The organism is Sphingomonas melonis (assembly GCF_013409985.1).
Classification (GTDB): Bacteria; Pseudomonadota; Alphaproteobacteria; order Sphingomonadales; family Sphingomonadaceae; genus Sphingomonas; species Sphingomonas melonis_A.
The window spans coordinates 1-13,965 of sequence record NZ_JACCBY010000008.1 but is presented as its reverse complement, the minus strand read 5'-3'; the positions used below and the strand labels follow the sequence as shown (position 1 = coordinate 13,965).

Here is a 13,965-nt window from a genome sequence, read left to right as displayed (position 1 = left end):
TTGGATCACAGATTTTTGGCGGCCCGGCGTCGGGGATTAGACGTGCCGACACGTCGACGCGTCGTACCCGATAGCGGACAGTGCGCCCTCCCCCTGCGGCCGCCCCGGTAGCGGTGTATTTCCTACTCGAAAGCACGAATGGAACGGCGTCCGGACCCGATTTCCCTCGGGAATCCCGTGCGGGGTGCCAAATCTTCGTGCTTTCGAGTAGGAAATGACCATGGCCCGTTCCCCTGCCCCGTCCCGCCCTGCGACCAGCTCCGGTACCCCCCAGCATCGCGACCTGTTCACGCTCGACAGCCCGCTGCACGGCGAGATCCGCGGCGAGCGGTCGCTGATGGCCTTTCCCTTCTTCGCGCTCTCCAAAAACGCCTGGATGAAGCCGCTGACCTACGACCACGCCACCGTGTCGATCGAGGTCCGCCCCAGCGCGAGCGGCGTCGCGACGATCTACGACAAGGAGATCGTGCTCTATATCGCCAGCCTGATGGCGGCGAAGCTCGAGGCGGGCGAGCATGTCGAGCAGGATTTCATCTTCACCGCACACGACCTGTTCTCGGTCACCGGCTCCAACCACAGCGCGCGCTCCTACGGCCGGCTGTCGGAGGCGCTCGAGCGGCTGCAGGGCACGCAGATCAAGACCAACATCGAAGCGGGCGGGGAGGGGGAGGAGGGCTTCTTCTCGTGGCTCTCCGAGGCGAAGCTCCATTATTCCAAGACGAAGAGCGGCGAACGCCGCCTGAAGGCGGTCAAGGTGCGGCTATGCGATTGGCTGTTCCGCGCGATCCTGCTTGATCGCCACGTGCTCGATTATGCCGCGGCCTATTTCCAATTGGGGCCGATCGAACGGCGCATCTACGAGGTCGCACGCTCGACCTGCGAGGAGGGGGGGCTCGACCTCGACCTCGCCACCTTCCGCCTCCAGATCGGCTATCAGAACCCGCTGTCGAACTTCAAGGCAGCGTTGAAGCAGATCGTCGCGACCGACGGCATCCCCGATTACCACCTCGAACTGGTCGAGACCGAGGCCGCGGAGGAGCAGGGCGCCGCGCCGCGTCGCGGCCGGCGCGCGCCGCAGAACCGGGTGGTGATCACGCCGCGGCCGCAGCCGGGGCAGGCGGTGCTCAGCGAGCATCGCACCATCGTCGAATCAGCCGCCGCGGACGGAACCAATCCCGCCGGGTGATTCGCGGCCATCGCCGAATTGTTACCCGAAAGCACGAATGGAACGTCTGCATTCCTACCCGAAAGCACGAATGCGCCGGCGCCATTGTTACTCGAAAGCACGAATAGAAACGGTTATTCTACTCGAAAGCACGAACTTTTTTCGTGTTAAATACTCGAAAGCACGAATCGTAGCCGCTTCCGCTGTTGGATCATTGCTGCAACAAGAATGGGGCGCGGTCATGTCGACCGCGGCGATGTTCATGGAGTGGCCGTGACCACATAAAGGAAAGCCCGGCACGAAGGCCGGGCATCCCAGGAGGTATTCGAGAGACCGGCGTCGCCAAACGTCGATCCAGTGACTTTTTCAACAGCTCACGTCTCCCGAATAGCTCCGAACCCGTTCCGGTTCAAGGATGCGCGTTTCGCGCCACGGTCTTTTTTGTCCTCGGTCCCGGCCCCGCAAGGGGATGGAAGATGACGGCGTTTACCCTCGGGGAGGCAAGCGCACGCGTGCTCGCGCGTGCGGACGGCGGGCTGCGTGGTGCGTCCCGCGCTACGGCCCGCCCGCGCACGCCCCACCGCACCGGCGCGCCGGTGCTGCGCGACAGTCTCGAGGTCGGGACGTTCGAGGATGTGTTCTTCGCGACGCCCGCGCCCGGTGAGACCGACCGGCTGCTGCGCGCCTGTCGCCGCGCGCTCGACGCCGGCCGTCGGCTGCGCCGCGAGGAACGGGCCGGCACGCGCACGCTCAGCGCCACCGAACGCGCGATCGCCGGGCTGACCGCTGCCGCGGTGCGCGTCTTCGAGGAAATGTGCGCGCTCGCCCGGCTCAACCAGGGCCGCGTCTACCCGAGCTACGACTGGCTCGCCGAGGCGACCGCGCTCGGCCGCGCCACCGTCGCGCGTGCGGTGCAGGCGCTCGATCGCTGCGGTTTCCTTGTCCGGCAGCGTCGCTTCAAGCGCGTCGAAGGGGAGGGGCCGCGCTATCGCCAGACCTCCAATGCCTATCGCCCGCTGCTACCGGCGCGCGTGCTCGCCTATCTGCCGCGCTGGATGCGGCCCGCGCCACTGCCGGTCGATCACGAGGCGCATCGCGCGAGCGAGGCGGATGCGTATGCGACGATGCTGGCCGGCCTGTCCTGTTGTGATCGTGCCAAGACCGTGGTGGGCGGCACCCTGGGCAAGGTGTTGGCCGCGCTGGGAGCGGCAATCGATCGTTTCGGCGACGTGCCTCTCCGTGAGTCTCAAAACCATCCGCAACCCCGATTAGATTCTTATTGAACAGGATGTTTCGAGTTGGCCTAGGCGGCCAACACATACGTCTGGCGACAACGAAGAGGACACGAACACCACACATCGAGGCAAATGAAAGCCGAGCCGACAGGAGTGCCGGCTACGCCGTCACATGCTCCCTAGAAGGAGCAAGCGGTTGCCGGCGCACGTCTCACGGGTGTTACCGTGCCCGGACGGGGCAGGGCAGGGCACGTCGAAACGGCAGTGACCCAAGACGACAAGCGACCGGTGATCGGATCGACCCTGTTCGACGCGTCTATATGTCTATACGTCGAGGACTTGCCACGTCGGCATGTAGACATGTAGGGAGGGCGACATGGCGACCATCGCGATCATCAGTCAGAAGGGCGGCGCGGGCAAGACGACGCTCGCCCTTCACCTTGCCGCAGCCGCGCAGGACGCCGGCCGCGTCGCGCTCATCATCGATACCGACCCGCAGGCGACCGCCAGCCAATGGGCTGCCTGGCGGCAGGAGGCGCCGCCCGAGGTGATCGACAGCCCGCCACCGCGGCTCGCCGCCAAGGTCGAGGCGGCGCGCGGACAGGGCGCCGAGCTGATCGTCATCGACACGCCGCCCCATGCCGACAGCGCCGCACGCGCTGCAGTCGAAGTCGCCGATCTCGTGCTGATCCCGTGCCGACCGAGCGCGTTCGACCTGTCGGCGATCCAGACGACCGCGAAGCTGGTGCAGCTGCTGCGCAAGCCCGCCTATGTCGTGTTCACCGCCGGTTCGCCCAATGCGCCGCGCGTCTATCAGGAGGCAGGTGAACTGGTCGACGGTTTCGGCACGCCACCCTGCCCGGTGCAGATCCCCGACCGCGCCGCCTTTCGCCACGCGAGCGGCGAGGGGCGTACCGTCATGGAATACGAACCCGACGGCAAGGCGGCGGATGATATTCGACAGCTCTACGCGTGGACATGTCGACAGGTCGGCCTACCGGTTGCTAAGGCCAAGACCCGCAAGAAGGTATCCGCATGAGCCGCAAGCCGAGTTTCGCCAATCTGCGCACCGTCGCCCCGCCACCCCCGCCTGCTGCAGTGCCGGCCCCGGTCGTCGCACCCGCGCCGTCTGCCGGGGCAGGGGGGCAGGTCCCGGTCAGTCGCCAGGGCCGCAAGCAGATCGCCGGCTTCTTCAGTCCCGAGATGTCGTTCGCGATGCACACGCTCGCCCGCCGCCAAGGCCGCAGCCTCCAGGCGCTGATGGCCGAAGCGTTCAACGATGTGCTGCGCAAACATGGCGAGAGCCCGATCGGGGATTAACGAAGACGCGTTTCGGTTTCAGCGTCGGATGGCGCTTGGATGGCCGCAACGGGTACCTAGCAAGCCGAACGCATATGCGGCTTTCGGTGGTGACACAGCGGAATGGATGGCACCCGTTCTTGCGCGTGATGCCAATCCGTCAGTTTCCTGCCGCACCGGCCGATACACTCGTTCGCGACCCACTTAGATCGTTGCCAGATCGTCGCCCTTGGAGGCTGGAGCGATTGGCATCGTTCCGTCGAAATGTAGGGAGATGGGGCGGGCGATGCTGCGTGCGGTAGCGCACGCCTAAGACCTGGACCTGCAAGGTCTCGACCATTGTAGAGCAGTGTCGATGGCGGGCGTTTGTACGCGGCGGCCGGCTGCGCCTGCAGCTGAAAAGGCTCGGCTGATGCACGGCAGAACCAACCCCTTCTTCCACGTTGTTCGTGTTCAGGGCGCTTGTGAGAGGCGTGGGGTATACGATAAATAGGCGTGGAACGAAGGTATGGCAGGATATGCCATCTGGCACCGTTGTATACAACGGTACGATGGCGCCGCTGCACGGGGCTGGGCCATTGATTGTGACTGCTCGCGTTTCTGATGACGTTGCGGCCGAGATCGATCGCCTCGCTGCCGCGAACGGCCAAAGCCGTTCTGCTTGGATGTCGCGCGCACTGACGCAGCTCGTGCTGGCCGAGGGCGGCGAGAAGCTCCCGCTGGTGCCGGCCGCTGCGGGTGGTCGTCCGGACGACACCGTGCGGGTGACGCTGCGCCTTCGTCGCCACGAGATCGAGGCGATCGACACGGTCGGCGCACCGCTCGGGCTGAGCCGCAACGAGTGGCTCAAGCGCGCCATTCGGTGGCAGCTCTGGGACAGGGCAGGGGTGTTGCGCCTCGCGCCGATCACGCAGGCCGAGATCGGCAAGCTGCGCAAACAGGTCATCAGGATCGGCCGCAACATCAACCAGGCGGTGCATGCCATGAACGCAGCGAACATGCCCGGCAGCGCGCTTGATATCGCGCGGATCGCCGCGCCGTTCATCGACACTTGCGTTGATTTGAAGGCGCACCTGTTCGACCTGCGCGAGACGCTGAGCACATACGCGAGCGGCGAAGTGGCCTATTGGACAGGCGCGGACGAGCGGGTGGCGGAGTGAGTTTTCGCCTCTCTCCGGGGACGCTGGACTCGATGGCGGACGTGTTCGCGCCGCCTCGAAAACGCGTGTCGCATTCGGGAGGCGGGAAGGGCAAACGCGCCAACACCGACGGCACCATGCTGGCGTTTGCCGTCGCGTCGATGCTGACCAAACCGGCAACAAAGCCGGCATCATCAGAGGGTGGATATCGCCCGGGCGGGCAGGTCAAAAAGGCGTTTGGCGGAGGATCGCATGCCGCGGTGACCAATCGCGCGATCATGACGATGGAGCGGACTGCGCGCGGTGTGCCCGAGGTCATGGTGCGGGTGACCGGCCGCCAGCATGGCAGCGGTCATGTGCTCGCCAACATGAGCTATATCAGTCGGCTCGGGCACGGCCCGGACGAGCAGATCGACCTTCATACGAGCGAGGGCGAGGTGCTGCGCGACGCCCGCGACATGCAGGCACTGGCCCGTGACTGGCAGAGGTGGGAGAGCGGCGACGAAGCGCGCCGGCAGGGTGCCACGTCGCTGTCGATGATCCTTTCCATGCCGGCGAACACCGATCCCGAACGGCTGAAAGAGGCGGCGCTGGCGTTCGCGCGCGAGGAGTTCGCGAACCGGTCCTGGGTCGCGGCGCTGCACGTCGACCGGGATCATCCGCATGTGCATCTGACCGTGGCGCGCCGCGATCACGACGGCCGGCGCTTCCATCCCGATCGTGACGACCTGTTCCGGTATCGGCAGCGCTTCGCGCAGAAACTGCGTGACCGCGGCATCGAAGCGAACGCGACGCCGGCGCGGGCGCGCGGGATCGATCCCAGGCATGAGCCGATCGCGGCGCGCAAGATACGCGAGCAGGGCGAGGTTCCGCGCATCGACAAAAGTCGCGCGGACCGCCTGCGCCGGCTGCGCGAAACGGGGGCCGCCGATCCGGCAAGAGCTGTCCTGGCAGCACGGCAGGCGATCGTCCGCGACACGTTCCAGCGGTCGATCGGGGAGCTGTCATCGTCGCGCTCGCTCGCCGATCAGGTCACCGCGCAAAGCCTCCGAAAGTTCGTCACGACGCTGCCGGAGCCGATCCCCAATTCCATCCGCGCGATGCAGATCGATCGCGGTGCCGGCATGACCGCACCGGCTGCACCGGACCGGGGGGAGGGGCCTGCCGCGACCGATCCGGTCGCTGCGGCGCTCGGCCGATTGAAGGCGGCAACAGCGGAGATCACGGCGCGACGCGCACGGGCTGACGATCCGGTTGCTGCGGCGTTGACGCGGCTGGAAGCGGCAAAGGCCGCGATCGAACGGAGGCGCGCGGGGGATGTCGATCGAGCCGATCCGCTGGCGGCGATCGATGCGATGGTCAATGCGCGGGCAGCGCGCATACAGGGCGGCGACGGGGCTGATGATCCGCTTGCCACGGCGCTGGCGCGGATCGAAGCGATGAGAACCAGAGCAGCCGAGAGGAGGGCCGGGGAGGAGGCAGCCGCTTCGCCTGGTCGCGACCGGTCAGGGGATCACGCTGCCGCCGAACGATCGGAACAGATGCGAGCGCTCCTGGAGCAGGAGAGCCGGGCATCGCCGGCACCTTCGGTAGACGAGGTCGAACAGTTCCTGCGCCAGACGCTCGATCGCGTTCTTGCGCAGCAGCATGAACGCGAACTGACACAGCAGCGCGATCGGTCGCAGGATAGGAGTGGGCCACGTCGATGACGGACGACGCCGATCATTCAATAATGATCGCGGGCATCGTGGCACAGTGCGAGCAAGGGATGTTCTAAATGCACATTCCAGAACGACAAACGGGCAAGGCTTTTGCAAGCCTTGCCCGTCGTCCTCTGCGATACCCTCCACCCGGAGGCGGGGAGCGTCAGAAGCGCAACCTGACGCCTGTGGTCATGCTTTCCTGGTGATCATCGCGGCCGGTTTGCGAGGCGACCGAGCTGAACAGGTCGAGCCCGGTCGACAGGCGATAGGCAAGGCCCGCCGCGGCGGTGCCGACCAGATCGGCGCGCGCCGCTCCCAGCGCAGTGAGGCCGAGCCCACCACCGGCATAGCCGGCGACCGCGTCGGTACGGCTGCCCTTGATCTGGTAGCGGAGGCCGAGCGACACGAACGGTCGCAACGGCGCGGCCGAACTGTCGCTCCGTGCGAAGGACAGACCGGCATCGGCGAAGCCGGCCACGTGGCGATCGCGCGCAACGGTGAGCGCGAAGGCGCTGCCGCCGGCCTCGCTGACGCCGTCGCGCGTGGTACGGACCAGCGTCAGGCCGGCGCGGGGCCGCAGCGTCCATTCGGACGAGAGGCCGAGGCCGTAGCTTACCGACAGGTCGCTGACCCAGCTGTGCAGGTCGTAGCGCCCGGTCGCCGCGGCCGCGCCGGGCAGCACGCGCGCGGTATGCGCCTCTCCGCCGTCATAGAGGATCGAGGCGGTGACCCCGAGCCCACTCGGCGTAAGATAACGGCCATGGATGCCGGCGACGAAGCCGTCGAGCTTGGTGCGCGCGGCCACGGCGTCGATCTGCTGGCGATCGTTAAGATAGCCGGCAAAGCCGCCGACGCTCCACGTCGCATCGCCGATGCCGATGCCGCCGAGGAAGCCATAGCTCTGGCTGCGCGTCGCCGCAGTCCCCGCGGCGGCATCTGCCCCCAGCCGGTGCCAGCCCCCCAGCATCTGCGCGAAGGTATAGGGATGCACGTCGTCGCCACCCGTGGCGAAGCCGGGTCCGCGCGCGGTGGCCGACAACGCTAGCGCATTGTCGATGCCGATCTGGCTTGCCGAGGCATAGGCTTCCGGCGTGATCTGCGCGAAGGCCGCCGGATTGGACGCGCCGTTGGCGGTCAGCAGCGACGGCAGGGCCGCGATCAGCGCGCCGCTCGATCCCGGTGCTGCCAGTGTAGTATTGGCATAAGCGATGCTGCGGCTGACCTGCGGCGCGAAGGTGGCATTGTCGAGGAACTGGCCGAGCAACTGGATGCGGTCGCCGCGCTGGACGACGAAGCCGAACAGCGAGTCGGGCTTGAGGATCGTCGTATAACTGCCGGTGATGCCGCCGCTCGCGGTGATCAGGTCGTAGGAGGTGCCGGCACGCAGCGTGCCGCTCGGCGCGAGCTGCAGCGTCGCGCCCGGGGCAATCGCGACCTGGCCGTTGACCACCAGCTTGTCCGACACGGTCGGGGTGATCTCAAACAGCGACAGCGACCCGCTCTGGAGCGCGACATTGCCGTTCACCGTCATCGTCCCCGGCGACGCGCCGGGGCTGAGGATGCCGGCGACGGTGACATTGCCGTTGACCGTGCCGGCCGAGCCGAAGGTCGCACCCTGACGGACCAAGAACTGCGTCGCCGAGAGGGTCGATCCCGACAGGCCGACAAGTCGACCTCCCGACATGTCGACAGTACCGAGAGTTGCGGTGCCGGACACGGTGGCGAAGCCGCCGGTCATCGTCAGTGCCTCAACGTTGGCGATCGAGCCGAACGCCACCGGTGTCGCCTCGCTGCCGCTCGCAACCGCGATTGTGTCGCGACCGGTGCCGCCATCCACCGATCCGACGAAGCGACCGGCGATGGTCAGGCGATTGTCGTCATCGCCGAACCGGATCTGGCCGGCGGTCAGCGTGCTGCCCGCCAGAACGGCAAGGTTGCCGCTGCCGGTGACCCGGTCGAAGGCGTAGCTGCCGGCGAGCGCCAGCGTGCCGGTACCTTCGGTGGTCAGCGTCGCAAAGCCGGTGAGCGCGTTGGCCAGCGTCCGGTCGCCGGCGAGGGCGACGATCGCACTGCCCTGGCTACCACCCGCAACGCTGCCGACCAACGTGCCGCCCGCAGCGAGGCGGAAGCGCGTGTTGCCGGTGCCGAGATCGATGATGCCGGCGAGCGTGCCGCCGTCAGCGACGGTCAGCTGCGTATCGGCAGTGGTGAAGGCGAGGGGGGCTGCGGCGCTGCCGAGCGTTCCCGCGACGGTCAGCGCGCCACCGGTCACCGCGATGCGCTCGAACCCGGTCGCGCTGCCGACCAATGTCACCGGCGCGGCCGTGGTGAAGGCGAGCGTGTCGGTGCCGCTGCCGCCGTCGTAACGGCCCATCGCGACCGACGTATCGAGCGCGAGCGTGTCGTCGCCGCCACCCAGCGCGACGCGGGCGATGTCGCCGTCGACGCGCAGCGTCTCGCCGGCATCCGATCCGGTCGCGCCGGCGATGCGATAGCCGGCGAGCGTCAGGTCGGCGTTGGCGCCGCTCAGCGCGAGGCTGGTGAAATCCTGGTCGAGCGTCAGGCGCAGCGTGCCGGTGCCGCCGACCGCGAGCCGTTCGAAGCCGGTGCGCGCGCCGATGCCGCTGCGGTCGCCTGCGAGGACGACCGAATAGAGATCGTCGCCGGCACCGCCGTCGACGATACCGGTGACGCGGCTGTTCGGCCCTTCGACGAAGGTGTCGTTGCCCGCGCCGAGCGCGACCGCGCCGAGGATGGTGCCGTTGTTGATCACTGTCTCGTCGGCGCTGCTGCCGGTCAGCGCGACCGGGCCGCTGGTTCCCAGTGTGCCGCCCGCGGCGACGGTGATGGTGCCGCCGACGAGACCGATCGTATCGAAGCCGAAGCTTCCGAGATAGTTGACGTTGCCTTGGCCGGTCTGGCTAAGGCCTTCAAAATGGACGAATTGCGCGGCGTTGATCGTGCCGCCGCCAGTCGCATCGACAATCAGCGTATCGGTGCCGTCGCCGCCGTCGACCGTGCCGGTCAGCGTCGCATTCACCTGCTGGAGGAAGATATCGTCGCCAGCGCCGAGGACAACGTCGCCGGTGATCGTGCCGCGGTTCTCGATCCGGTCGCTGCCGCCGCCGAGCGCGATCGAGCCGATGATCGTGCCGGTATTGACGATGCGGTCGTCGGCATCGCCGACGGTCTGGATCGCGCCGGCGAGCCGATCGCTGCCGAGATAATAGGACAGGTAGTCGTTGCTGGCGAGCGCGGTGCCGTTGCTGCCGCGGATCGTGCCGGCGTTGGTCAGGTCGAGGCCGCCTTCGCTGTAGACCGCGGTGGAGAGCGTGCCGGTCGCCTCGATCGTGCCGGTCGCGGTGTTGGTGATCTGCGTCCGGTTGGCCGATGTCGCATAAGTGTGCACGGCGATCGCCGGCGTGCTGCCATAGACCGGCGCGGCCCCGGCATAGGGGTCTGCGGGCAGGGGACTGCCGCCGCCGTTGGCCCCGATCGTGCCGCTGTTCGTCAGCGTGACGGCGGTGCGGGCGTCTGTAGTCGTGTTGTAATCGATCGCGTACAGCACGAGCGCGGTGCCGCCGGTCGCGGTTGCCGCGATCGAGCCGCTGTTGTCGAGCGACACCGTCGCGCCACCGGCGCTGCCGGTGGAGGAGGCGAGGGTGACCGCGTGCCGGCTGCCGGTGATCGTGCCGGTGTTGGTCATCGCCACCGTCGCTGGAACCGGTGTCTCCGTCGCATAGGACGTATAGTGATAGCCGGCGACCCCGCCGGTAATCGTCCCGCTATTGGCGATCGTCGCCGGCCCGTAGGTCAATAGATAGAGTGCCGGGGTGTCGCCACTGTTGATCAGCGTGCCCGTGTTGGTCACTGCCGAGATGTCGTACATCGTCAGCGCCGGACCGGCCAGCGTGGTACTACCGAGCGTACCGCTATTGGTGAAGGCGGCGAGCGGCGTCGACGGGGCAATATAATAGGGTTCGCTCGTGCCGATCGAGACGCCGCCGAGGATCGTCGCGGTGTTGACGATTGACCCGTCGCCCGAGACGCGCACGGTACCGGCAACCGGATTTGCGGCAGTGATCGTGACGACGGTGTCGGTGCCGATCGCGCGCGCACCTTCCTGTTCGAAACTGACCAGCGACACCGGCATGGTGCCGAGTGCGACGCTGCCGCTGCTGGTACGCGCATGGACGAAGGTGTCGATACCGCCTCCGCCGTCAACGGTGCCGCTGACCCCGATGACGTCGTCGATCGCGATCAGCTGGTCGTCGGCACTGCCGAAGCGCAAATCGCCGGCCAGCGTGCCGCCCTCGGCGATATAGGTGGCGGGTATATAACTGACGCCGCCAAAGCTCGAATAGGCAAGGTCGATCGAGCCGGTGATCGTGCCGGCGTTGCGGATCGTGCCGCCCATCATGCGGATCGCCGTGCCCGCCCCGCCGGCGATCGTGCCGCCGGTCATGTTGGTGATGACGGTGCCGTTGGAATAGCCGTAGGATGGCACGCCAATCGCGACATCGCCCGAACTGGCGATCCGACCCGAATTGGTGATCGTGCCATAGGCGTAGGAGGTGAGCGCCACCGCAGTGCCAGCGACATCAATTGTGCCGCTGTTAATGACATTGGAGACCCCGCTGATCCCGGTCGCCGCGCCACCACCCGCGACCTGGACGATCGAGCCGCTGTTGGTGACGCTGAGCGCTCCCGATACGCCGGTGGCGTTGTCGAGCATGATCGTGCCGCTGTTGACGACGCTCTTGCCGCCGGCGATCGCATTGATTCGGCTGTAGCTCGGCGTGACGCGATCGCGGACGGTGATCGTGCCGGCGTTGGTGAACGTGTCGTCCCCGGTCAGCGCCACTGCCGTATAAGGGTAGGTGTTGCTGTCCGATCGGTCGAGCGTCAGCTCACCGCGGCTGGTGAGGGTGAGCCCGCGCGTTGCCGGCTGCGTCTCGCCCGGCGCGAGCAGCAGCGACGTGACCTGGATCGCCGGCTGGCTGGTGGTGGCGATCGTCGCGTCGAGATCAACCACGCCCTGGCCGGCGAGCGTCAGCGGCGGGACGTACAGGCCGGGGGCCTGCGTTGCGGTGCCGCTCAGCGTCAGTGTCGCGCCGTCATAGAGATCGTAGCCGATGCCGGCGAAGCCGGCCGGGGTGGCGAGGCTGGTCGCGGTATCGCTGCGGACGCGATAGCGCAAAGTCGAATTGGTGGCAGTAATCGTGCCGGTGATGCCGGCGATCCGCCCGCCACCGCTGCCGGCGAATTCCGCAACCAGCACATCATTGGTGCCGAGCGCCAGATTGCCGTTCACCACGCCGCCCGCCAGCGCGAAGAAGCGGTTGGCGTTATAGCTGCCGCCATAGGTGCTGCCGACCAGCGCCACGTCGCCGTTGATCGTACCGGCATTGATGATCGTCGCGTTGGACAACCCGGTGGATGTGCCGGCGACGCCGCCATTGATCGTGCCGCTGGCACGATTGTCGAGCACGCCGTAATAATCGACCAGCACACCAGTGCCGGGCGAGGTGATCGTGCCGGTGTTGACCAGCGAGGAAGCGATCCGCGCGCCGACGACCTTGCCTTCGATCAGACCGCTGTTGCTCCAGTCGGCACCGTAGGAGCCGGTCAGGATCACGCCGGTGCCGTTGGTCGAGCGGATCGTGCCGGCATTGGTGAAACGCGCGTTGAACAGCGAGACGCCGGTATTGGCGGCGGTGATCGTGCCGCTCGAGGCGTTGACGATCTCTCCCGACGCGCTCACCGAGACGCCGCCGCCCGCGGCGGTGATTGTGCCGCTGTTCTCGAACCGCGTCACGTACCAGCCGATGCCGATCGCATAATCATAGGCGCTGCCGCCGGTCGCGATGATCGTGCCGGCGTTGGTGAAGTTCGGCGCGCTGTCATAGTCGTAGCTGCCGACCTGCACCACGGAGCGAGTCCCAGTCAGCGTCGTGCGGTTGACGACCGTGCCATAGCCGCCGATCGTCAGCGGTCCGGCCGCGACGAAGCCATCGGCGAGCGTCGTGGTGACCTTGGCGTCCGGCGCGAGGCTGAGCTGTTCGAAATTGGTCGGCAGCGGGATCGCACTGGCGACGGTCGCATCGGCCGTGAAGTCGACCCGCAAAGTATCGGTGCCGGCGCCGCCGTCGATCGCGCCGGTGATGCCGGTGACCAGCCCGTTGTTCCAGCCGGCGACGAGCGTGTCGGCGCCGCTGCCGAAGGTGACCGAGCCGGTAATCGTTCCCGCGTGGGAATCGACGATGCTGTCGCCATAATAATTTGAATTGGCGGCGGTGACGACGTTGCCGGTGATCGTGCCGGCATTGGTCAGCGTCAGCGTCGTGGTAGCACTGATCGCGGTCGTGCCGGCGGTGGCGATCCGTCCGCCCGCGGTATTGGTGATCGTCAGCATGCTGCCGGTGATCGCTGCGCCGCTGCCGGTGTTGGTGATCGCGCCGCTGTTCGCGAATGTCTGGCTCGAGGAAAGGTTGGCGAGCGTCGCGGCGCTGCTCGCCACAGTGATCGTGCCGCTGTTGGAGAGCGTGCCATAGGCATAGCCGGTGCCCCAATCGATCGCGCTGCGCGTACCGCCGTCGATCGTCCCGGCGTTGTCGAGCGTGCTGACCGTGCCACTGATCGCGCCGATCGTCCCCGTTGCACGATTGGTGATCGCGAAGCTGCCATAGCCCGGCGTGGCCGCGAGCAGTGCGATGCCGCTGGTGCCGGTCAGCGTACCGCTGTTGTCGATCGTTGCGTTGGCGCTGCCATAGGCGTAGCCTGAACCGCTGCGACCGACGACGACCGCGTTGCTGCCGGTGACGCTGCCGCCCTGCGCGACGGTAAGGGCCAGACGGGCATCGTTATAGCCATAGCCGCTCGCGGCCGGCTGCCACAGCAGGCTGATCCCGGGCTGCGCGCCGCCATCGACCGTTCCGGCGATTGCGACGCCGACAGCGCTGCCGTAATCGGTCGACGGCAGCGCCACCGCGATCCCCGGCCGCCCGCTGCCCTGCACCGTCGCGCCGGTGGGGACGTTGACCGTCGTGCCGTAGGTGGTGACGACAAGACCGTCGCTATCGGTGCCGGTGCAGGTGGTGACCGCATTGGTCTGGGTAGGATCGGGCGCGCATTGTGCGAATACGGGAGCCGCGGTGACCATCGCCCCGGTCGCCATCGCCAAGGCCATGCCACTCGTCTGCAGCGCACGCACCCGTACCAGCCGCGTCGACGTCATCGTCCCGATCATTCTAGAACCCCCCGGTATGTGGCGATCGTGGTAAGATGCCGCCAGGGCCGCGTCTAGATGGGTAAAGGTCTATGACAGGTTAGGCGCTGTCTGCATTCATAGGATTCCGTTTGAGTTGAAGATCTGATTCAAGGCTGGGCAAGGGAGCCAGGCTTTGAGCAGACGAACATTGACG

Annotated in this window: 7 protein-coding genes; 6 read left to right on the top strand and 1 reads right to left on the bottom strand. The window is 67.1% G+C overall.

What is annotated here, in order from left to right; all coding sequences use genetic code 11:
- The first annotated feature begins 220 nt into the window (after positions 1–220).
- The 6 genes from HD841_RS18390 to HD841_RS18365 all read left to right on the top strand — a co-directional run bounded on the left by HD841_RS18390 (position 221) and on the right by HD841_RS18365 (position 6,547).
- Positions 221–1,186: a replication initiator protein A gene (locus HD841_RS18390; protein ID WP_257015772.1), complete on the top strand. Its 966-nt coding sequence runs from the start codon at positions 221–223 to the stop codon at positions 1,184–1,186.
- Between the two features lie 455 nt (positions 1,187–1,641).
- On the top strand, positions 1,642–2,448 hold the full coding sequence (locus HD841_RS18385) for a helix-turn-helix domain-containing protein (protein ID WP_179510358.1): 807 nt from the start codon (positions 1,642–1,644) through the stop codon (positions 2,446–2,448).
- A gap of 328 nt (positions 2,449–2,776) precedes the next feature.
- Positions 2,777–3,439 carry a ParA family partition ATPase gene (gene parA, locus HD841_RS18380; RefSeq protein ID WP_179510357.1) on the top strand — a complete coding sequence of 221 codons (663 nt, stop codon included), beginning with the start codon at positions 2,777–2,779 and terminating at the stop codon, positions 3,437–3,439.
- Positions 3,436–3,720: a ribbon-helix-helix domain-containing protein gene (locus tag HD841_RS18375; RefSeq protein WP_179510356.1), complete on the top strand. Its 285-nt coding sequence runs from the start codon at positions 3,436–3,438 to the stop codon at positions 3,718–3,720. Before parA ends, HD841_RS18375 begins: the two co-directional genes overlap by 4 nt.
- Before the next feature lie 530 nt (positions 3,721–4,250).
- Positions 4,251–4,859 carry a ribbon-helix-helix domain-containing protein gene (locus tag HD841_RS18370; RefSeq protein ID WP_257015771.1) on the top strand — a complete coding sequence of 203 codons (609 nt, stop codon included), beginning with the start codon at positions 4,251–4,253 and terminating at the stop codon, positions 4,857–4,859.
- Between the two features lie 32 nt (positions 4,860–4,891).
- Entirely contained in the window at positions 4,892–6,547 is a 1,656-nt protein-coding gene (locus HD841_RS18365) for a relaxase/mobilization nuclease domain-containing protein (RefSeq protein WP_179510355.1), read from the top strand.
- Positions 6,548–6,704: 157 nt separating this feature from the next.
- Here the strand turns inward: HD841_RS18365 and HD841_RS18360 are convergent, their stop codons facing one another.
- The gene (locus HD841_RS18360; protein ID WP_179510354.1) at positions 6,705–13,778 is read right to left on the bottom strand and encodes an autotransporter outer membrane beta-barrel domain-containing protein; all 7,074 of its coding nucleotides are present in this window, start codon (positions 13,776–13,778) and stop codon (positions 6,705–6,707) included.
- Positions 13,779–13,965 lie beyond the last annotated feature (187 nt).